23 protein-coding genes are annotated in these 20452 nt (G+C 61.4%); 12 read left to right on the plus strand and 11 right to left on the minus strand.

Annotated features, from left to right (window positions below):
• Positions 1-237: 237 nt before the first annotated feature.
• From SZ64_RS03450 to SZ64_RS03460, 3 genes are read right to left on the minus strand one after another with little or no spacing between them, the layout of a single operon-like run.
• Positions 238-1569, minus strand: a complete 1332-nt coding sequence (locus SZ64_RS03450; protein WP_013832723.1) for an NAD(P)/FAD-dependent oxidoreductase — start codon at positions 1567-1569, stop codon at positions 238-240.
• Positions 1562-1774, minus strand: a complete 213-nt coding sequence (locus SZ64_RS03455) for a GDCCVxC domain-containing (seleno)protein (RefSeq protein WP_041558846.1) — start codon at positions 1772-1774, stop codon at positions 1562-1564. The genes SZ64_RS03450 and SZ64_RS03455 overlap by 8 nt, the downstream gene beginning before the upstream one ends.
• Positions 1767-2114: a mercuric transporter MerT family protein gene (locus SZ64_RS03460; RefSeq protein ID WP_041558847.1), complete on the minus strand. Its 348-nt coding sequence runs from the start codon at positions 2112-2114 to the stop codon at positions 1767-1769. The genes SZ64_RS03455 and SZ64_RS03460 overlap by 8 nt, the downstream gene beginning before the upstream one ends.
• Before the next feature lie 76 nt (positions 2115-2190).
• Between SZ64_RS03460 and SZ64_RS18145 the strand changes: the two genes are divergently transcribed.
• Positions 2191-2580: a helix-turn-helix domain-containing protein gene (locus tag SZ64_RS18145; RefSeq protein ID WP_230291016.1), complete on the plus strand. Its 390-nt coding sequence runs from the start codon at positions 2191-2193 to the stop codon at positions 2578-2580.
• A 130-nt stretch (positions 2581-2710) separates the two neighbouring features.
• On the opposite strand, the gene arsH is transcribed toward SZ64_RS18145, so the two are convergent.
• The 6 genes from arsH to SZ64_RS03495 are packed head-to-tail and all read right to left on the minus strand — an operon-like array spanning position 2711 to position 6396.
• On the minus strand, positions 2711-3475 hold the full coding sequence (gene arsH / locus SZ64_RS03470) for an arsenical resistance protein ArsH (protein ID WP_013832725.1): 765 nt from the start codon (positions 3473-3475) through the stop codon (positions 2711-2713).
• 23 nt (positions 3476-3498) lie between these two features.
• Entirely contained in the window at positions 3499-3822 is a 324-nt protein-coding gene (locus SZ64_RS03475) for a YnfA family protein (protein ID WP_013832726.1), read from the minus strand.
• A complete protein-coding gene (locus tag SZ64_RS03480; RefSeq protein WP_013832727.1) occupies positions 3819-5105 on the minus strand; it encodes an arsenic transporter in 1287 nt (428 codons plus the stop codon). The genes SZ64_RS03475 and SZ64_RS03480 overlap by 4 nt, the downstream gene beginning before the upstream one ends.
• Positions 5105-5533: an arsenate reductase (glutaredoxin) gene (gene arsC, locus SZ64_RS03485; RefSeq protein WP_013832728.1), complete on the minus strand. Its 429-nt coding sequence runs from the start codon at positions 5531-5533 to the stop codon at positions 5105-5107. The genes SZ64_RS03480 and arsC overlap by 1 nt, the downstream gene beginning before the upstream one ends.
• A complete protein-coding gene (locus tag SZ64_RS03490; RefSeq protein ID WP_013832729.1) occupies positions 5534-6064 on the minus strand; it encodes an arsenate reductase ArsC in 531 nt (176 codons plus the stop codon).
• Positions 6064-6396, minus strand: coding sequence for a metalloregulator ArsR/SmtB family transcription factor (locus tag SZ64_RS03495; RefSeq protein ID WP_013832730.1), 333 nt, complete (start codon positions 6394-6396; stop codon positions 6064-6066). The genes SZ64_RS03490 and SZ64_RS03495 overlap by 1 nt, the downstream gene beginning before the upstream one ends.
• A gap of 254 nt (positions 6397-6650) precedes the next feature.
• Between SZ64_RS03495 and SZ64_RS03500 the strand changes: the two genes are divergently transcribed.
• The 7 genes from SZ64_RS03500 to SZ64_RS03530 all read left to right on the plus strand — a co-directional run bounded on the left by SZ64_RS03500 (position 6651) and on the right by SZ64_RS03530 (position 13106).
• A complete protein-coding gene (locus SZ64_RS03500; RefSeq protein WP_054529547.1) occupies positions 6651-8639 on the plus strand; it encodes a ParB/RepB/Spo0J family partition protein in 1989 nt (662 codons plus the stop codon).
• A gap of 155 nt (positions 8640-8794) precedes the next feature.
• Positions 8795-9736, plus strand: a complete 942-nt coding sequence (locus tag SZ64_RS03505; RefSeq protein WP_054529548.1) for a zincin-like metallopeptidase domain-containing protein — start codon at positions 8795-8797, stop codon at positions 9734-9736.
• An 11-nt stretch (positions 9737-9747) separates the two neighbouring features.
• Complete coding sequence (locus SZ64_RS03510) at positions 9748-10170, plus strand: hypothetical protein (protein WP_054529549.1); 423 nt, start codon at positions 9748-9750, stop codon at positions 10168-10170.
• A gap of 300 nt (positions 10171-10470) precedes the next feature.
• Entirely contained in the window at positions 10471-11424 is a 954-nt protein-coding gene (locus tag SZ64_RS03515; protein WP_054529550.1) for a DUF2493 domain-containing protein, read from the plus strand.
• Between the two features lie 117 nt (positions 11425-11541).
• Positions 11542-11979, plus strand: coding sequence for a DUF6878 family protein (locus SZ64_RS03520; protein ID WP_054529551.1), 438 nt, complete (start codon positions 11542-11544; stop codon positions 11977-11979).
• A 10-nt stretch (positions 11980-11989) separates the two neighbouring features.
• Entirely contained in the window at positions 11990-12418 is a 429-nt protein-coding gene (locus SZ64_RS03525; RefSeq protein ID WP_054529552.1) for a hypothetical protein, read from the plus strand.
• 298 nt (positions 12419-12716) lie between these two features.
• The gene (locus SZ64_RS03530) at positions 12717-13106 is read left to right on the plus strand and encodes a single-stranded DNA-binding protein (RefSeq protein WP_054529553.1); all 390 of its coding nucleotides are present in this window, start codon (positions 12717-12719) and stop codon (positions 13104-13106) included.
• A gap of 116 nt (positions 13107-13222) precedes the next feature.
• Here SZ64_RS03530 and SZ64_RS03535 read toward each other — a convergent pair whose 3' ends face one another.
• Entirely contained in the window at positions 13223-13453 is a 231-nt protein-coding gene (locus tag SZ64_RS03535; protein ID WP_054532069.1) for a DUF6437 family protein, read from the minus strand.
• A gap of 326 nt (positions 13454-13779) precedes the next feature.
• On the opposite strand from SZ64_RS03535, the gene SZ64_RS03540 reads away from it, so the two are divergent.
• Positions 13780-14016, plus strand: coding sequence for a hypothetical protein (locus SZ64_RS03540; protein ID WP_013832744.1), 237 nt, complete (start codon positions 13780-13782; stop codon positions 14014-14016).
• 102 nt (positions 14017-14118) lie between these two features.
• On the opposite strand, the gene SZ64_RS19065 is transcribed toward SZ64_RS03540, so the two are convergent.
• On the minus strand, positions 14119-14313 hold the full coding sequence (locus tag SZ64_RS19065; RefSeq protein ID WP_054529554.1) for a hypothetical protein: 195 nt from the start codon (positions 14311-14313) through the stop codon (positions 14119-14121).
• 441 nt (positions 14314-14754) lie between these two features.
• On the opposite strand from SZ64_RS19065, the gene SZ64_RS03550 reads away from it, so the two are divergent.
• The 3 genes from SZ64_RS03550 to mobF are packed head-to-tail and all read left to right on the plus strand — an operon-like array spanning position 14755 to position 20435.
• Positions 14755-15087 (plus strand): ribbon-helix-helix protein, CopG family, encoded by a 333-nt coding sequence (locus SZ64_RS03550; RefSeq protein ID WP_054529555.1) that lies wholly within the window; start codon positions 14755-14757, stop codon positions 15085-15087.
• Positions 15077-17461: a type IV secretion system DNA-binding domain-containing protein gene (locus tag SZ64_RS03555; protein ID WP_054529556.1), complete on the plus strand. Its 2385-nt coding sequence runs from the start codon at positions 15077-15079 to the stop codon at positions 17459-17461. Before SZ64_RS03550 ends, SZ64_RS03555 begins: the two co-directional genes overlap by 11 nt.
• 37 nt (positions 17462-17498) lie before the next feature.
• Positions 17499-20435 (plus strand): MobF family relaxase, encoded by a 2937-nt coding sequence (mobF, locus tag SZ64_RS03560; RefSeq protein ID WP_054529557.1) that lies wholly within the window; start codon positions 17499-17501, stop codon positions 20433-20435.
• Positions 20436-20452: the final 17 nt, after the last annotated feature.

Here is a 20452-nt window from a genome sequence, read left to right on the forward strand (position 1 = left end):
AGTCTGAATCAGACATCCAGCTCGGGTCGCGACTCTCCCGATAGCTGCCAATTTGTCTGGTAGGAACTCTGAATGCTGACCACTCGCAATGACGGCGGTACGATCCTAGCCCGCAGCGAGCGCAAGATGAGATCGCTTTGTAATTCCTGTCGTCGATTACCGGACGTCCTCCGTGTCGGAACTCATCCATGAACTATGAACATGATGGTTGGCGCCGCCCTTAGCAGGCTCGGACTGCTATCCCACCATATATCCCGCATCGGACGCTGCCGTCGGATAGGCAAACATCGTTGACTTGATGTCGTCTGCAGTGAGGCCATGCCGGATGGCAAGACCAAAGACGTTGATCAGTTCGTCTGCATCGGGACCGACAAGGTGGGCGCCGAGTATGCGTCCCGTCCCAACCTGGATTAGAAGTTTGTGCCCATAAATCTGTGCGTTCAGGCGTCGCGCCGAAAACCATTCGGGGTGGGATCCGGCGTTGACGTTGAACTCCAGGCCGGCTTCGCGCGCTTCGCTTTCCAACATGCCGACCCTGGCTGCCGGCGGCTCGGTGAACAGGGCACTGGGCACTCCGTCGTAGTTCGGCGTCCGATCGCCGTTATCGAGGATGTTCTCCACCACGACTTTCGCATCGTGGCTGGATACCGGCGTCAAAGGCGGTCCCTTCGCCGCCGCGTCGCCAGCGGCGAACACCTTACCGTTGCTCTGGCTGCGTAGCTGCGCAGTGAGAAGCAAGCGTTCATCGTCGCTCGCCACATTTCCCGCTTCCAGATCGAGCTTGCCGAGTGCCGGACCTCTACCCGCGGCATGCACAGCCAAATCCGTCTCGATTACCCGATTGCCGGCTTCGACCTCCAGGGTCTCGCCCGCGGCTCTCAGGCCAGTGACCTCAGCGTCAACGATCTCGATCCCGAGTTGTCCGAAACTTGGCATCAGCCAATCGACGATGTCGGGATCAAAAGCTTTGAGGACGCGCCCGCGCTGAACGATCGTGACCTTTGAGCCTGCGCGTGCGGCCAGATGCGCGAATTCCGCAGCGATATATCCGCCGCCTACGAATACGATGCGCTCAGGAAGTGTGTCGAGGTTGAGAAAAGCATCGCTGTGGGTGAGCAATTGTTCACCTGTAATTCCCAGCGGGCGGGGGATCGCTCCAGTTGCGATCAGGGCGTGGCTGAACTGCAGTTCCTGATCCTCGACCGCGAGCCGATCAGGACCGGTAAACCGTGCTGCGCCGTGGAAGGTCGCAATACCTTTGCGATCATAACGCGCTTCCTGCTTTCCGGGCACCGGGTCGGTGAAGCTGCGCTTGAAGGCCTGAAGCCCACCCCAGTTGATCGAAGCCGACCCTCGAATGCCTTTTCCGTTCATCCGGCGAAACGCCGCGAGCGCTTCCTCGCCGCTCACCATCATTTTCTTGGGGTCACAGCCGCGCAGCGCGCAGGTCCCGCCGTAGGGGCGGTAATCGATCACTGCACAGCGTTTGCCTGCATCGGCCATACGATGGACAGCGACCTGAGCTGCCGTTCCCGATCCGATCGCGATAAAATCGAACGCTTCAGCCATCGCAGCAATCGCCTTCCTGGATCGGTGGACAGGGAACCGTGCCATAGGAGCAGAATACGCAGCAATCGCCATGCACCGGCTTGAGGCGCACGCCGCAACCCGAACAGTTGTAGAAGAACATGCAGGCGTTCGTCGGCATCTCCTCGTCCTTCTCGTGCCCACATTCGGGACAACGCAGGCGGGAGATTAGGATCGGATCAGCCATAGAGGAATGCTCCGACCAAAAGAACGACACCAATGACAATGCCGGCGGCGGTAAGAGCCCGATAGGTCGACGAACCGCATGCCGCATCGGTCGGGCAAGCTCGCGCTTGCCGGAATTGCCAGAGGAGACGTATGGCCGCGGCGAACAGCAGAACCGAAGCCAGAACAAGCAGGGGCGTGCGATAAGGGCCGACGATCGGGGCGATGCTGCCCAGCCAGGCCGAACCCACTCCGGCCGAGGCGAGAGCGAGAGGAAGAGCACAGCAGGCAGCTGCCCCAAAAGCCGCAGCGATGCCGCCACCCGTCGCCAAACCGTTCCACCATGTGCCAGGGCTGCGCATTGGATGTCCTTTTGCAAAACTCGAGTCGCGACCGTATCTACAGTCTGTAGCAACTACAGACTCAAGGGGTTTACGGGTGCAGATTGGCGAAGTCTCGCGGCGAAGTGGATGCAACATAGAGACGATCCGCTACTACGAACGGATCGGAGTCATCGAACCACCGCCACGAAAGGGTTCGTATCGCGACTACGGCCCCTCTGACCTCGAGCGCCTTCGCTTTGTCCAGCGTGCCCGCGAACTCGGCTTTTCGCTGCAAGAGGTTCAGGCCCTGCTCGACCTCGCCCCACAGCCTGACGAGAATTGCAACCAAGTACAGGCTATCGCGGCGCAGCACCTGTCGAATGTCCGTGCCAAGCTGGTTGACCTTCGGAAAATGGAATCAGCCCTGGCAACCCTCGTATCGCGGTGCGACAGCAGTCCAGATGGTTGCTGTCCTGTGGTTGAAAGCCTGGCGGGAGCGATTTGAATTGGGTTGCGGCAGCGCTCGCATGTTGATCCTGTCCATTGCCTCGAGGAGAACTTGGACCGAAAATCCAGATCGTGCTCCAGCCGGAGGCGTTCTATGAATGCCTTTACCCGATCCAGTACCCTCCCCTTCATTCTCGCCTCGCACCCGGCCGCCCAGTTGCGATAATACCGGCTGCGTCGGCAGGCGTGGGGACCGGAATATTCCGTTCCTTGCGCTCCGAATACCGGTCGACCAACTGTTCGGCATGCGGGCGCAGCAGCACCGTGAAGCGGACGAGTTCTTCCATGACGTCGACAATGCGGTCGTAGAGCGCGGAAGATTTCATGCGCCCCGCCTCGTCGAATTCCTCGTAGGCCTTGGGCACGCTGGATTGGTTGGGGATGGTGAACATCCGCATCCAGCGGCCAAGCAGCCGCAACATGTTGACGGTGTTGAAGGACTGTGAGCCCGCCGACACCTGCATGACCGCCAGCGTCCGCCCCTGCGTGGGACGCATGCCTCCGATGCTGAGCGGCAGGTGATCAATCTGGGTCTTCATGATGCCGGTGATCTGGCCGTGCCGCTCCGGGCTGCACCACACCATGCCCTCGGACCAGAAGGCGTGCTCGCGCAGTTCGTGAACGGCAGGATGGTCGTCACCGCCGACCTGATCCGGCAGCGGAAGGTCGGAGGGATCGAAGATGCGCGTCTCAGCGCCGAACAGCTGGAGCAGTCGCGCGGCTTCCTCGACCGCGAGGCGCGAATACGAGCGCTCCCGCAGGGAGCCGTAGAGCAACAGGATACGCGGCGGTGACGGGTCGGCACCAAGGCCCTCGGCAGGGCGGGCATGGACGAAGGCCGGATCGAGCGCGGGGAAGCTGTCGGGATCGGGCAACAGACGAACGCGGGACAAAAAGGATCTCCAGACTTGGATAATCAGCCGCGTGGGCCGAACAGGATGATGGCAGCGCCGGCAAGCACGACCGCGCCGCCGACGAAGTCCCAGCGGTCAGGCGTGGTGCCCTCGACGATCCACAACCACAGCAGCGATGCGGCAACATAGACCCCGCCATAGGCCGCGAAGGCGCGACCGGCAGCGTCGGTTGGGACGAGCGTCAGCAGCCAGGCGAACAGGGCCAGCGACACCATCCCGGGCAGCAACCACAAGGGGCTCTTTTCCAGCCGCCACCATGCCCAGAATGCAAAGCAACCGGCGATTTCGAACAGCGCCGCGAGCGGATAGACGAGGAACAGCTTCATGCAAAACTCAATCGCAGGGCGAGCGCTGCCAGTGTCACCAGCAGGATCGGCGTCGTCAGCGTGATGCCGACGCGGAAATAATAACCCCAGCCGATCTTCACGCCCTTCTGCCCCAGAACGTGCAGCCACAGCAGGGTCGCGAGCGAGCCGATCGGGGTGACCTTGGGCCCAAGGTCGCAGCCAATGACGTTGGCGTAGATCATGGCATCGCGAACCGGGCCAGTGGCACTGGTCGCATCGATAGACAAAGCGCCCACGAGGACGGTCGGCATGTTGTTCATGCCCGAGGATAGCACGGCTGAAAGAATGCCCGTCCCGAAGGCCGCGCCCCATACGCCCCCCTCGGCGGAACGTTCCAGCAACCCGGCTAGCATGGTGGCAAGGCCGGCGTTGCTCATGCCGTAGACGACGAGATACATGCCGAGTGAGAAAATCACGACCTGCCATGGTGCTTCGCGGATCACCTGGCCTGTGGGAATGACGTGGCCGCGCGCAGCGATGGCGATGAGCGCCAGCGCGCCGACCGCAGCGACCGCGCTGATCGGCACGCCGAGCGGATCGAGAACGAAGAAGCCAACTAGCAGCAGGGCCAGCACCACCCAGGCGGCGCGGAAGGTCGCGCGGTCAAGGATCGCTTCTGCCGGAGCGCGGAGCTGTGCGACGTTGTAGCTGGCGGGAATGTCCTTGCGAAAGAACAGAAGCAGAGCTGCCAATGTGGCGGCAATTGCGGCCAAATCGACCGGCACCATGACCAGCGCATATTCACCGAAACCGATGTCGAAGAAGTCCGCCGAGACGATGTTGACGAGGTTGGAGACCACCAGCGGCAGGCTGGCAGTATCGGCGATGAACCCAGCCGCCATGACGAAAGCCAGCGTCGCCTTGGCGTTGTATCCCAGCGCCCGGAGCATCGCGATCACGATCGGGGTCAGGATCAGAGCGGCGCCATCATTGGCGAAGATCGCGGCAACGCTTGCACCCAGCAATACCACGAGCACAAACAGCCAGCGACCATTGCCGCGCCCCCACCGCGCCACATGGAGCGCAGCCCATTCGAAGAATCCCGCGCGGTCGAGGATCAAACTGATCAGAATGATTGCCACGAAGGCACCGGTAGCGTTCCAGATGATATCCCAGACCATTGGGATGTCGGCGAACGAGATAACGCCGGTGGCAAGGGCCAGCAGTGCTCCGCCGATCGCGCTCCACCCGATGCCGAGCCCGCGCGGCTGCCAGATCACCATCGTGATGGTGACCACGAAGATCGCGATCGCCAGCAGCATCAGACGATACGCTCGCCCGCCGCGTCCACAACCTGCTCGCCATCCTCCTTGGTGAAGGCGCCCTGCTGGGGGCTCGGCAGAATGTCGAGCACTACCTCGGACGGGCGGCACAGGCGGACACCGAGCGGCGAGACGACGAGCGGCCGGTTGATGAGGATCGGGTGTTCCATCATCGCATCCACCAGCGCCGTATCGCTCAGACTCTCATCGCCGAGCCCCAATTCGGCATAAGGCGTGCCCTTTGCGCGCAGCAGCTCCCTGGGACTGAGCCCGGCACGCTCGATCAGGCTTTCGAGCATGGCGCGCGAAGGTGGCGTCTTCAGATACTCGATAACATGCGGCTCGATCCCGGCGTTGCGGATCATCGCCAGCGTGTTGCGCGAGGTCCCGCATTCGGGATTGTGGTAGATGACGATGTCGGTGGTCATTCAGGCTTCCCTCGCCTTGGCGGTCGCGCCCTCTTCGCGGCCGATGGCGGCCAGCTTGCTGCGCACAGACATATCGTCGATGCTCTTAAGCGGAAGCATCAAGAACAGCTCGATCCGGCGTTTGAGATAGCTGAGCGCATCGACGAAAGCCTGCCGCTGGCCATCGCCCTCGACTGCGGCGGGATCCTCGACGCCCCAATGCGCGGTGAGCGGCTTGCCTGGCCATACCGGACAGCTCTCGCCCGCGGCGTTGTCGCAGACGGTGAAGATGAAATCGAACTCGGGTGCGCCGGGCTTGGTGAACTCGCTCCAGTTCTTCGAGTGCAGGCCCTCGGTCGGATAACCGAAGCTATCCAGCACCTCGAGCGACATCGGATGCACGTCGCCCTTGGGCTGGCTGCCCGCGCTGTAAGCACGGAAGCAGTCTCCGCCCATCTTGTTCATCAGCGCTTCGCCCAGAATCGAGCGGGCCGAGTTGCCCGTGCACAGGAACAGGACATTGTAAGGTTGGTCAGGCACTGTCGGCTCCATCAGCAGCAATGGGAAAGTTCGGCGATGAGGGGTTCGCAAAGCTCCGCGCGACCCCCACAGCAGTCCTTAGCGAGAAACAGCATCAGCTCGCGCAATGCGCCGATGCTCGCGCGCTGGATCATCTGCCGTCCCCGCTTCTCGGTTACGACGAGACCAGCTCCGACGAGTATGGCGAGGTGACTGGAAAAGGTGCTCTGGCTGAGGCCCGACGCGTCGACCAGTTGCCCGGTGGAAAGCCCACCGGGCTCGCTGCGGACGAGACGGCGAAACGCGTCGAGGCGTGTGGGATGTGCGAGGGCGGAGAGAGAAGCGAGTGCTGCAGCGGATTTCACTCATCGGCAATTACCGATGCGTTCTGGAGCGGTCAATATCGATCGGGAATTTTCGATGTGTTGCTGAAAGGTAGAAGGTATCGGCGAGCTACTTTTGTAAGCCCAGATGCCGAGTTATGCATGCGCAGATGCTGAAATCGAACAATCAGTAACCAGCCGGCCGGCAGTCATTGAGAGGGAAGGGGGCTTGCTTCTGATTGAGCCGAACGAGCGTCGAAGGTCGATGCTTGAGCTCGCAATCAGGAGTAAGTCCCATGATCAAGTCGATTCTGCTGACCAAGTTAGTCCAGTCCCCACGTAACGTGCGCCGCCACGGTGACCCAGCTGCAGATGCCGAACTGAAAGCGAGCATTGCAGCCCATGGCTTGTTGCAGAACCTCATCGTTCGGCCTGCCTCTCGCGGAAAATTCGAGGTCGAGGCCGGAGAGCGCCGCCGGTGCGCCTTGCTGGCGCTTACCGAAGAGAAAGTCCTGCCGAAGGGCTACGAGGTTACCTGCCTCGTGCTTGAGGACGATGCGGAAACCGCAGTCGAAACGAGTCTGGCCGAAAACTTCCATCGCCTTGCGATGAACCCGGCCGACGAAGCGCAGGCGTTCGCTGCCCTGATCGAGGCAGGTGCATCGATTGAGGATGTCGCGCGCCGCTTCGGGCTGACGGTCCGCTTTGTCGAAGGCCGTCTGCGTCTCGCGACCCTCGCGCCTGTCGTCTTCGATGCTCTGGCATCCGGCGAAATCACTCTCGATCTCGCCAAAGCTTTCGGCGCGACCTCCGACCAGGAAATTCAGGCTCGCGTCTACGAACAAGCGTCCTCGGGATATTATGCGCCCAGCGCCGACAGCATCCGGCGCATGGTGCTCTCCGGCACGGTCCGCGGCAGCGACGCTCGGGCCCGTCTTGTCGGGCGCGAGACCTACATCGCTGCAGGTGGCCGGATCGAGCGCGAACTGTTCGACGACGATGACAGTGAGTCCTGGGTCGATGTCGCACTTCTCGAAACCCTCGCCTCGGAGGAGATGGAGAAACGCGCCAAGTTGCTCGCAGCAGAGCAGGGCCTTGCCTGGGTCAAGCCTACGCTTGACGCCTACGCCAGTCACGATCTCGTCGAAGGCCTCATTCGCCTTCCAGCCGAGCCGGCTCCGTTGACTGACGCCGAACTGGCCCGCCTTGATGAACTCGATGCCTCGTACGATGAGCATGCTGCCATTCTTGAGGACGAAGACAGCGCCGAAGAAGCAATTGCTGCGGCCGAGGCGACGATCGAAGCGATCGAGCGCGAATGCCAGGACATTCGGGCAAAGCCCCCGGAGCTGGCACCCGAACTGAAGGCCGATGCCGGAATGATCCTCGTTCTCTCGCGCGACGGCACACCGGTTCTCCAGCCAGTATTCTACGGCGAGCGCGACATCGAAGTCGTTGGTGACGAAGATGTCGTCGAAGTCGTTGCGAGTGTCGGCAGTGACGGCAGACGCCGTGCAGCGCTTTCCAAGCGTCTGGTCGACGAACTTGCGATGCAACGTCGTGACGTGCTCGCGCTCCACGTGGCATCGGATCCCGGCCTTTCGCTCGACATCATGGTCTTCACCCTCGCGGATGCCGACACCCACGACTGGCGGTCACGCGCGGCCACGACCTTGCGTGGCGGCGTCCCCGCGGGTCCGATTGTCGGGTTCGAAGCGAAGGATGCGCCGGCAAGCGCATCCCTTGCGGACCTGCGCTCGGGTCTCGATGAGAGTTGGCGATCTGGCGAAGACGCTTCGTCGCGCTTCAAGATGTTTCGGGCACTCGCTGATGAAAGTCGCGCAGCATGGCTCGGCTTTGTCGTCGCTCGCACGCTCGAGGCGAGCCTCAACATGGCAGGCGAACGTCAGATCACGTTCCAGGATCATCTGGGCAGCACGATCGGCATCGACATGGCGCAGTGGTGGCGTCCGACCGCGGCGAACTACTTCGACCGCGTCTCGAAGCAGGTCATCCTCGATGCGCTCACCGATGTTGGCGGTTTGGAACTGTCCTCGCGCTTCGCATCGGTGAAAAAGGGCGATCTCGCGATGAGCGCCGAGCGCGTCTTCGCGGGGACCTACATCACCGAGGTCGAAGTTCGGGAAAGAGCCCTCGCCTGGGTACCCGAAGTCATGCGTTTTGCCGACCAGCCGGAAATTCCTGCCGATAACGAAGCGCAAAGTCCCGACGCGGATTTCGTCGCCAACGACGACAATCAGCTCCCGAGCGAGCTGGCCGCCTGACCTCCTCCTGACAGGAACGGCTGCTCGCCACCGTGAAGCGGTCCTCCGGCACATGCCGGGGGGCCGCTTCTTTCATGGAAAAAGAGCGGAGGGGGCTCCGGGATCTCCGGCACTGACCGACGGAACTGTCGTCAGGCCATTTCAGGAGATCCAACATGGCCTATCGCAAGGGACAAAGCGGCAGAGTGTCGCCTGCTACCCGTATCACCCAGGAAATCATCGCCCGCCTCGAGTCCGGCACGAAGCCGTGGATCAAGCCATGGCGCGGTGTGCCAGTCTCGCGCCCATTGCGAGCGTGCGGCGTCCCTTATCGCGGCATGAATGTATTCTGGCTCTGGATGGTTGCCGATATGTGCGGTTACGGCTCGCCGTTCTGGATGACCTACAATCAGGCCAAAGAACTGGGTGCACAGGTGCGCAAGGGCGAAAAATCCACCATCGCCATCTTCTACAAGAGCTACACCAAGGAAGTCGAAGCCCCCGACACCGGCGAAAAAACCGACGAAAGTCGTCGCGTGTTGAAGGCCTATCCGGTTTTCAATGCTGATCAGGTCCAAGGTCTTCCGGAACACTTCCATCCCGCCGCGACGCTTGAGGTGGTGGAGCCCGAGGGCCGTCAGGCTGAACTCGACTCATTCTTTTCCAGTATTCCGGCCGTTCTGCGACATCAGGGCGACGAAGCCTACTATGAGCCAGTGGCTGATCGGGTGACAATGGCGCCCGCGCATCTCTTCTCGGGCTTCGACCACTATTACGCCACGCTCGCGCACGAACTATCGCATTGGACCGGCCATGCCAGCCGTCTCGACCGTAATCTCAAGAATCGATTTGGTTCTGCAGCTTACGCTGCCGAGGAACTCATTGCCGAACTTTCGAGCGCCATGCTTGGCGCTGAACTCGGTCTGCCAGTCACCCACCTCGATAGCCATGCGAGCTATATTGAGCACTGGCTCCAGCTCCTGAAGCAGGATGACCGTGCCATTCTCACCGCTGCCGCAAAGGCGGAGGAAGCATCAAGGCTTCTGCTCAGACTCGGAGGACGGATCTCTGCCGATGATACCGACGAAGCGTCTGCCGACGCTGCGTTGGCCGCTTGAAGGAGGGTATCATGGGCCGATCGGTCAGTTACCCCAGCGGGGCCATCGTGGCCTTCACGGTGCTCGAAGTCGAAAACGACGACGACTGGGACCTCGAATATGAGTGGCTCCGCGAGGATCTGCGTGAGCGCGCATGGCAGGCATTCCCTTCTCTGATCGCGCACGACGGTTGGCGAGGCCGCGAAGACCGCATCCTCATGCGCAATGCCTATGCAGATTTCGGCGTGTCGGTTTACGCCGGCCTGGTTGCGGTGTGGATCGTCGAGCGTGACGATGGCGCCTATTGGGATGCCGATTGGCGCACGGCCAGATCGCCCAGAGCACAGCGCTGGCTGTCCCAGATCGCCTCGCGCTTTGAAGCGTTGTTCGGCGACTTCGTCTGCCTCGGTCACATGTCGAACGGTGAGGGCGTCTACGCAAAACGGGTGGCCTGAATGCGCCGCTCACCCGTGAGCGTACACATGTACCTGTCCTGCCTGACGAAACCTGCATGTGCACTCATGGTCTGAAGCCATGCGAGAGAGGCCCTGGGCCAGCCGCCAGTCTTCCGCAACCCGCTTGCGCAGGCCCGAGTTGGCCCGGCCCTGTGGGCCGTTGGCCTGCCCGCGCCAGCCTGCCCAAGCGGGTTTCCCCTGTCGGGTGCGGAGACTGCCTCAAGCTGGCCCTGACGGACTCTCGCTGGCGCAGCCATGAGCGGGTGCGTCAGCCTAACGCCAGTCAGGAGGACAATACCCATGCACTCATCATTTTCTGACCAACTTGCCGGCCTCGATCTTTCCGGTTTTTCGATTGGTCCTGCCCCGGTTTCCACCAATGACTTTCCGGTCCACGAAGCGGTCGTCCAGACTCTCGAAGCTGTCTGGTCCGATCTTTTTGCGATGTTTTCTGGGACTGCGCTGGAAGCCGATGCCGAGGACCTCGGCTGGGCGTTCGTCAACATCTTCCACCGTTCCGCAACGCGCAAATCGACCGCAGTCGACCGCGCAACCGACGAGGTCCGAGCGCTCTTGGCCACTGCCGATGGATCCGAAATTCACGCCCATGAACTCGAGACCCAGGTTGAGCGTGCACAGTGTGCCGAAGGGGCCATGGTCGCGCTCGAAGAGATGCGCGAAGTGGCCGCTGCCCTCTATCTCAACGAATTCGGCTCCTCGTGGAAGCCCGTGTCGAGTTCGCGCTTCAATCACAGCGCCATGCTGACTTCCGCGCTTGTCGAGGGCCGCGAGTTCGTCCGAGCCCGGTCCGAAGCGAAACGCCGCGCCGCCATGCCAGAAGGTACGCCGGTGATCTTTGCCGGTGGCCGCACACGCCATCCAAACGAGCAGGACGCTCTTACTTTCGCCAACAACGTCTGGGCTACTCTGGACAAGGTTCACGACCGGGTTCCTGACATGGTGCTTGTCCATGGTGGCGACACCAAGGGCGTTGACCGTCTGGCATCCTCGTGGGCCGAACGACGCAACATCCCGCAATTCAGCTTCTCCCTCGACATGCGCCTCGGGGCACGCGCAGGCTTCAAGCGCAACGAGCGTATGCTCTCGCTCGACCCCCGTTATGTCGTGGCCTTTCCCGGAAACGGGGTCCTGGAGCGCCTCGTCATCGAAGCGAAATCCCGACGGATTACCGTCGTCGATCGCCGCGGTCCGCTTGGAACTTCTCCTAAGCGCGCGGCTCAAGATGCCGACTGATGCGTTTGGCATCGCGCCAGCGCCATCGGCGCTGGCGCAGCCCTTCAGAGGAAAGAATTCGCCTGTTTTCGTGGGCAAGACGATCGGTGCTTGCCAGCACATCTCAGGAGAAACTTCATGACTGATTTTCAGGCAATCATGGCGGACTTTGCTGTCCGCCAGGCCGAACGCGCTGCGCAGGCACAAAGTGAAATCCAACGGCTCAAGGCAGCTATCATTGCCCCTCTGCGGAATGCCGAAATTGCCCGCGTAGAAATCCGCTTCGATGGGTGCGGCGACAGCGGTGCGGTTGAAGAATTCGTATTCTCTGACGCCGTCGGGGCGAGTGTTCCGTGTCCCGAAGTGACGATCGATTGTGCTGGAGAAGGCGACGACCAGAGCCTCAGTTCCGCCCTCGAGCAACTGACTTACCTTGCTCTCGAACGCCATCATCCCGGATGGGAAATCAATGATGGCGCCTGCGGCGAACTGGTCATCGACGTGGCTACGCCGAGTTTCGCTCTGGACTGCCAGCTGCGTTACACGGCGACCGACGACCATTCGACTGATCTCTAGGAGAGGTGCGATGGCTCATTGCTATTATCACGCCCTATCGTCGGTCCGGAAATGGGGAGGGGTGGTGGAAGATTACCTGCCGCTCCACCAATGGTTTGACCAGTCGAAGGCGATCTTTGCTGATCCGCGGCACCGGGCCCTTCGGCACCATGCCGAAGGCATATTCATGCTCGAAACGCTGTTCGGGCCTACTATCGTCAACGCCGACAGCCGTGTCGTGCCCGTTCGCCTTGTAGGCGAGCAGCACATCCGCGAGGACTTGGGTACGATTCCTTCCTTTGCGGATTGGGGGCGCCTCATCACGCCCCAAGACTGGATGTTGCGGGGTCATCGTCTGGACGAGCCTATGCCGCTTGGTACTGTGGAGACTGGTGCCGACGGTGCGTTTTCAGGTGGTCATTCGTCGGCTTCGGGAGGAGCTTTCGTTGTCGAGATATGATGTCGCCTTCGAGGTAGGCGAGGTCAGGGGGCACGTCGCAGCCCGATAGTACGAAAAGTCATGGCTTAACCTGTGCAAGGCACTCGGGACCAATCCGGCCTGTAAGCAAACCTTTCCTGAAGCACCCCCGTCGAGACGCGCAACCCCGATCAGGTCCGGCCGAGTTGCCGGGCTGCGCCCGGCTGCCCGCACCACCCGAACCAGATCGAGGTTTCCCTTCGGTGCGCTTCGCCGTGGCCGCTTCCTAGTCGGGTTTGCAGCCGGGATGGACCCGGAATGCTCGATCAGGAGAAAGACCATGACCAATCTCGTTATCCTCGTTGGCCGCATCGCTCGCGATCCCGAAACCCGCACCACCCAGGGCGGCACCAGCATCACCTCGATCTCGGTCGTCACCGACCGTCCCGCCCGCAAGGACGGCAAGACCTACAAGGACGAAAACGGCTACACCGCCAAGGACAGCGAATTCCACCGCGTGACCTGCTTCAACGGTCTCGGCCAGAACGTCGCCAAATACTGCACCAAGGGTCAACTCGTGACGGTAGAGGGTCGCATCCACTACACGCAGTGGGAAGACCAGGACGGCACCAAGCGCTACGGCTGCGAGATCATCGCTGACAAGGTGGATTTCCTCACCAAGGGGCGGGCGTCGAACAATGAGGGTGCGCCCGACATCGATGAGGACTGAGCGCCTTCCGCAAACCACAAGGCTCCGATGGTTCGCGCCATCGGGGCCTTTTTTTTGCTCGCTGGCGTGAACGGCGGGGCGGGGCATCGAGCCCACACCCCGCCGCGGTTGAAGTGTCAGGCGGGGGAAAGCCGCTTGAGAGCATCGTCGATCCCGATGGTAAGCGATGCGCGGATGAGCTGCTTCAGTTGCGCGGGTTCGATAGTCTCGGCTCCGCATTCAAGAAGAACCTTGCCCAGTTCGCCGGCTGCTTCATCACGGAGCTTGGCCTCCTGTGCATCGAGTTCTTCGCGCTGCTCGCGCAGCTTCTTGAGCGCATTACGCGCGCTCGGTTTGGACCTGGCCATCAGATTGTCCTTTCGCTGGCCGTTGGTCCCCTCCACGCGCGACAGTGCCAGCATGGGGCCATGTAGGAAAACGGTTTTTGCCGCGATGCCAGTGCTGCTTACGCTGACGTTGGAGAGGTCTCTCTCGCAGAAAGACCAAGTGTGATGCGGGCTTTGGGGCCGCGTCAAGGACGACGGGGCCCCACCATTTTTACCGGGCAAGCCCGGCAAAAATCGTTTCCCCCATCGCCGCTTCGCGGCCGCGCTACGCGCGGTCCCTGACCCGGCTCGTCACCCACATCCTCGCAGCTCCTGATGCGACGCATCGAACATCAGGAGGAAAGATCATGTACGCTTCACTGAATATCGCGCAGGGTTCATTCCAGGCAGATCAGGCAGCCTTCGTTGCCGCACTCGACAAGGCTCATGCCCGGTCCCTTCACAGCTACTTCACCCAATATGTCCTGACCGATGGTGAGGCAGGTTACATCGCGGTCGATGAGGGCGATTACGGCGCACTGCCCAAGGCCATGCTGGACCGGGTCATCGACACAGTGCCTGGAAAGCTGAGCGATGAATTCTGAGGCTACGCACAAGGAGGAAGTCCGTCAGGGCTTCCTCCTTTCTTTTTGCTCGGGTCCCGTATTGTCGCTCCCGTAGGTATCGCGCGAGCATTCCCTGCAGCATCAGTCCTCAGCGTCCGACGCATCGAATTTCTCCAGCCGATCAGGCATGTCGAGTACCTTCATGGCCGCTGCTGAAATGGCTTCAGCCTTCGTCGGAAAGGCTTCTGCCGAACAGATCGAAACGCCGCTCGAATAGGTCACGGTCGCCTGGAATCCGTTGCCTTTGGGTGTCGCGCTCAGTGTTACATCCGCCATAGCCATGCTCCCGGTGGGATCCCCGCGACACCATTCTTCCTGCCGGCGGACTCGATCGATCCTTAACACAAACGGCAATCGAACGGCATCAACTTCATCCCTTGGACTTGGGACTTCAAAACCGCCGATCCCGTGCTGGTGATGACACTGGGACCTACCCTCTAAGCTGGGGACAGAGGTGCACACCGTACGCGACAAATCGCAAGCGGGATGCGGTAAAAAAGAGGGTAAAGACAGCGTGTTGATGGATTTTTGCAAAAATGGCAGCTTCTCAATCAGAAATGAATGGTCGCCAATTCGCCAATCGGATTTGATTGAAGGCAGCCAGAAATGGCGCATTCCTGCGCATCTCACATGTTCTTGACATGTTCTCGTTTTTGATTTAGACAATAGCCGCCTTTCGCAGTGCCTTCCGGGCTCCTGACCACAAGGAGTCCGTGCATGACACGGCCAAAATCTCTCCAGGTACATGTCACCGTTGAGCTCGCTGAGCGGGTTCGTGCTGCAGCAAAGCGGCGCGATATCAGCGTCAGCGAATGGATCCGGTCGCTGCTTTCGCAGGCATGCGAAAACGACGATCTTGTATCGAAGCTCGAGACATCGGTGGACCGCGTCAGCCGTCAATCGGTGTTCACGATGGTCGGCGTCGATGCCCTTCTTGCAGGGCATGCCGATCACGGTCTGCGTGAGCGAGCCCATCAAGCATACGCGCGTAAATGCAAGGAACTGGGGCTCACCGCAAACGCCGGCGAGGGAGGTTCCGATGAAGCGTAACCTCGTTAACTTCACGCGCGGAAGTCAGTTGCTTGGGCACTTCAGCTTCATGTTTGCAGCGGGTCTCAAGGGGCCGCTGATCATCGCCGCCATCGGCATTTCCTGGACAAGCTGGTGGACCATTTCGGCAGGGCTGAGCGATCACGAAGCCTACCTCGTCTGGATGCGAATTTATGCTGCCATCTACGGCTTCATGGAGTTCGATCCGGCGAAACAGGTCGCACTCGAAACGGGGTTGGGAGGCACCGTCCAGCTACCCATCATCATGCTCGATGCCTATCCGCCGGTGATCCGTGCGTGGGATCATCTGATCGACTTGCTGGGCGATGCTCTGGTGCGTTCGGCCTTGCTTCTCGTGCCGGCGTTCGTGCTGTTCTACTGGTTCGCAGCGCGCTTCGGCAGCCGTTCGAAAGAGCGCAAGCATGAGCGCGGGGCCATGCTCGTGACACTCCCTGAACTGGTTGATGAGCTGCGCGGGCACAACCAGCGCGAGCGCGCCCGTGAGCTTTCGAGCGTCCTGGGTTGGAAATGGCATCTGTGTTCGCCCAAGGAACTGTCTTCGGCATTTCCATACCGGCCCTCGCATCTTGCAACGGTTGTCTATCCCTGGCGGCTCGAACAGAGCCACGCCATGCTCATCGGGACTACCGGCATGGGCAAGACTGTCGCCATGTCGGACATGATTGCCGAAGCCCGCGCCAAGGGACAGCGCTGTGTCGTATTCGACCTCACCGGCGCTTTTATCGAACACTTCTACCAGGCCGATCAGGACATTATTCTGAACCCGCTCGACGCGCGCTGTCCGCAATGGAGCCTCTTCGACGAATGCCGCACCGAAGGTGAATTCTGGGCGGCAGCGGAAGCCCTCGTACCCCATGACGGGGGCGGGGAGGCGCAGTTTTGGGTCATCGCGGCGCGTGCGCTGTTCGTCGAATTCTGCCTCAAGCTGGTGGCCGAAGGACGGGGCACCAATGCCGCGCTTGCCCGCGAACTGATGACTGCCGATCTCTCGCGGGTCCACGCCATGATGCGAGGCACGATCGCTGATCCCCTGACCGCTCCCGAAGCCGCGCGCATGGCGGAATCGATCCGGGCAGTGTTCAACGTGAACGCCAAGGCGCTGAAGCTGCTGCCCACTTCGGGGCGCCGCTTTTCGGTCCGCGACTGGATCGAGGAGGGCGCCCATGAAGACGAAGGCGCAAACGCCAAGAGAAGTGGCTCGATGGTCTTCATCTCCGCGCGCTACGTCGACATGAGCGTGTGCGCGCAGCTGCTCACGCTGTGGCTCGATACTGCGATGAATACGCTGATGACGATGCCCCGCACCAAGGATCTCAAATGCTGGTTCTTCATCGACGAGCTGGGCGCGCTTCACCGGCTCCCCGCTCTCGAAAAAGGCCTGCAGACGGCGCGCAATTTCGGCGGCGCGATCGTCACCGGCATCCATGCCTATGCCAAGCTCAAAGAGGTCTACGGTGAGAACATGGCGATGACGCTTGCATCGCTTGCCAGGACAAAATTGATCCTCGGTACGGCAGACCGCGAGACAGCTACCTGGTGTTCCGACTTCATCGGCCATCGCCAGGTTCGCGACATGGAAGAAGGCTACACCTATGGCTACAACAATGCCCGCGACGCCGTCAGCCTGACACCGCGCAAGCATATCGAGCCTTTGCTGCTGCCGGACCAGTTGATGAACCTTCCGCGCCTGTCGGGCTTCATCAAATTCCCCGACGGCTTTCCGGCAGCGCCGGTCCGCCTGAAGCCGATAGACCGGGAAAGAATCGCACATGTTTTCGTCGGTCGGGCTAAGGATCGACAGCCAATCCGGAAAGTCGAAGGCAAGAGTGAAGGCGGCGAGACAGTTGCCAATCCCCCAGCAAATCAGAGCGAACATCCCTCGTCGAACGATGACGGGGCGGGCAAGCCGGTTGTACCAAAGCAAGGTACTCTTCCGCTAGAGCCGGTAGTCGAGGCGGATGCCAAGCAATTGCGCCAGCAGGCGGCGAAACAGGATGAGAAGGACATTCCCGACGACCCCAGGAAGCCGTCAGGCAAGTCCGGTTATCCGCGAAAATCGTCGCCCAAAGCGCACAAGGCAACGCCGCGCAATTCCCGTCCGCTGCTGCCGACGAATGCGGCGCTCCGCAAAGGCGATCATCCCGATGAGAAGGATCCATCGAATAGCGTGAAGGAGGGACGCCGAAGCGACTTGCCGAGGGCCAATCCGCCCTCGGATAAGCCGCAAGCCGTCGACCGGACAACCCAGCGCCAGCGAGAGACAGAAGCACGCAAGCTCATGCTCGAAGACGGCGTTCCCGAGCAGGATCAGCCATCGCACGAGGGTCCCGATCTCGGCGATTTTGAACTGTGACGCACGAGGCAGACGTCGCCTGGCGGAGTGAGACCTGATGCTCTCTGTAGCCAATGTCCGTACCGCCGGCGGCGCTGCCAACTACTTTGCCGCCGACAACTACTATACCCGCGCCGACGCCGAGAGATCTGGCGAGTGGCTTGGCAAAGGCGCGGAGACGCTTGGACTGCGAGGCGTTATCGAAGCCTCGCAGTTCGAGGCCGTGCTCAAGGGCATGCTGCCCGATGGAAGCCGTGTCGGGAGCGACAACAAGGCGCATCGCGCCGGCACCGACCTCACATTCTCGATGCCCAAGAGCTGGTCCATCCTTGCCCTCGTCGGCGGCGACAGGCGTATCCTCGATGCCTATGGCGCCGCCGTCCGCGAGACGCTGGCCTGGGCCGAGAAGAATCTCGCCGAAACCCGCATGGATGTCCGAGGCAAGGAGCGAGTGGTCGCGACGCGCAATCTCGTGATCGGGCTGTTCCAGCACGATACGAACCGCAATCAGGAACCCAACGCGCACTTTCACGCCGTGATTGCCAATGTCACACAGGGACCCGATGGCAAATGGCGAGCGCTGAGAAACGACAAGCTCTGGGAGCACAACACGCTGCTCAATGCCATGACCATGGCGCGCTTCCGCCTGGCGGTCGAAAAGCTCGGCTACCAGGTTGGGGAATACGGCAAGCATGGCAATTTCGAAGCGGTGGGCGTTCCTAAACCCGTGCGTGATGCCTTCAGTTCGCGCCGCGCCGAGATCCTCGACAAGCTTTCGACGATGGAGAGCAAGGGCCTCGCGGCGCGCAACGCGGCCAATCTGATGACCCGCGCCGACAAAGGGCCAGTGGCAGACCGCCAGGCTCTCGTGAGCCAATGGCGTGAGGCAGCCGCGCAGCTGGACTTTGATCCGAGACTTGTCATTGCGCAGGCCAATGCACGGGCCGCCACCGACATTGGCTCCGTCTCCGGAATTGGAAATTCGGTGCGATCGATCGGCCAGCGGGCGCGCCTTCTGGCTGCGACCTTCGCGGAGCGTCTGGGGCTACGTGAGGGCGACCCGCTTGTGCCTCGCGACATGGGGCGCCGGACGCCCGAGCAGATCGCGGCGGTTCATGCGGTTGCATCGGCGATCCGGCACTTGGGCGAACGCGAGGCGGCCTTCTCGCGGACCGAGATTTATCGCTCAGCGCTTGGCTTTGCTTTGCCCACCACGCTCACCGACATCGAACACCGCGTCGACCAATTGCTGCGCCAAGGCCACCTGCAAAAAGGCAGGGGCGCAGATCGGAATCTTGTCACAACCCGCGATGCGATCGGGCTTGAACAGCGGATCATTGCGGCCGTCGAAAGCGGACGGGGACATGGCACAGCCGTGGTCGAAGCTGATGTAGCCGGAGAGCGCCTTCAGGCACTCTCCCAGCTCAAATATGGCCTGACCTTGAACCACGGCCAGGAAGGGGCAGGGCGCCTGCTTCTCGCCTCGCACAACCGGATTGTCGCGATTCAAGGCGTAGCTGGCGCCGGTAAGAGTACCGTTCTCAAACCCGTTGCAGACATCTTACGCGAGGAAGGCAAGTCCGTGCTCGGGCTCGCAGTCCAGAACACGCTCGTGCAGATGCTCGAGCGTGACACCGGCATACCCTCGATGACGGTTGCGCGCTTTTTACGCCAACATCAGGGCCTTCTGGAAGGAGCGGACCAGGCGAGGCTGGCCGAAGCGCGCGCGGCCTTGCGCGGCACCACAGTGCTGCTCGACGAAGCCTCGATGGTCGGCAATGCGGACAAGGAAAAGCTCGTGCGTATCGCCAACCTGCTTCAGCTGGACCGCTTCGCCAGCATTGGGGACAGGAAGCAATTGGGGGCGGTCGATGCGGGTAAACCATTCGATGTGATGCAGAAGGCAGGCGTCGAAACCGCGATCATGAGCACCAATCTGCGCGCCCGCGAAAGAGCCTTGCGCGATGCCCAATATGCAGCCCAGGGCGGACATATCGATGAGGCCTTGCGGCATCTTGGTCCGCATGTCGTCGCTTCGGGCAATACAGCCGCCGTCGACGCTGCGGCCGCCTGGCTCTCGCTATCGCCGGCCGAGCGCGAGGTCACCGCGATCTATGCATCGGGTCGCAACTTGCGCGGACAGGTCAACGAAGCGGTCCAGACCGGGCTCAAGGCTAATGGGGAATTGGGGCCGGGTTCCTTGCGTCTCAATGTGCTGTCGCGGGTCAATCTGACGCGTGAGGAAATGCGCTATGCGCGCAGCTATGCAGTCGGCATGGTGCTCGAAGTTGACCGCCGGCAAAGGGGGCAAGGGCTGCAGAAGGGCCGCTATGACGTGATCGCGACCGATCCCTCCCGCGAACGCGTGATGCTGCAGAGCGAGCGGGGCAAGCGCTTTGAATTCCGGCCGGGCCAAACGCGACCGCAAGGTGATCAGGATCCGCTGCGTCTGTTTGAGGTTCGCCCGCTAGAAATCCACGATGGCGACCGCATTCGCTGGACGGCGACCGATCACAAGCGCGGCCTGCTCAACGCCGATCAGGCGCGCATCGTGGCGGTTGATCCGAAGGGTGTCACAGTGAAAACCTCGCTTGGCGTCGAGCACCGGCTGGGGCCGGGCGACCCCATGCTCGAGCGTCTTGACCTCGCCTACGCGCTCAACGCGCATATGGCGCAGGGCCTGACCTCCGACCGCGGGATTGCCGTCATGGACAGCCGCGAACGCAATCTTGCGAACCAGCAGACATTCCTCGTGACGATAACCCGTCTGCGCGATGGTCTGACCCTGTTTGTCGACAATGCGGGCAAGCTCGAAGCTTCGGTTGAGCGCAATCCGGGCATGAAGCGCTCGGCACTCGAAACGGTCGATCAACTGCGCGATGCGGCAGCAATGGGCCAGGCGAAGGGCAAAGCGAGGGACAAGGCGCCGGAACCCCGCCGTGAGCCGCCCGAACTCGATCGCTCGATCACCAAGCCTTTCGAAATCGGGATCTGACACAGCGTATATCCGCA

Origin of the sequence: Erythrobacter sp. SG61-1L, assembly GCF_001305965.1 — a bacterium.
GTDB lineage: Bacteria > Pseudomonadota > Alphaproteobacteria > Sphingomonadales > Sphingomonadaceae > Andeanibacterium.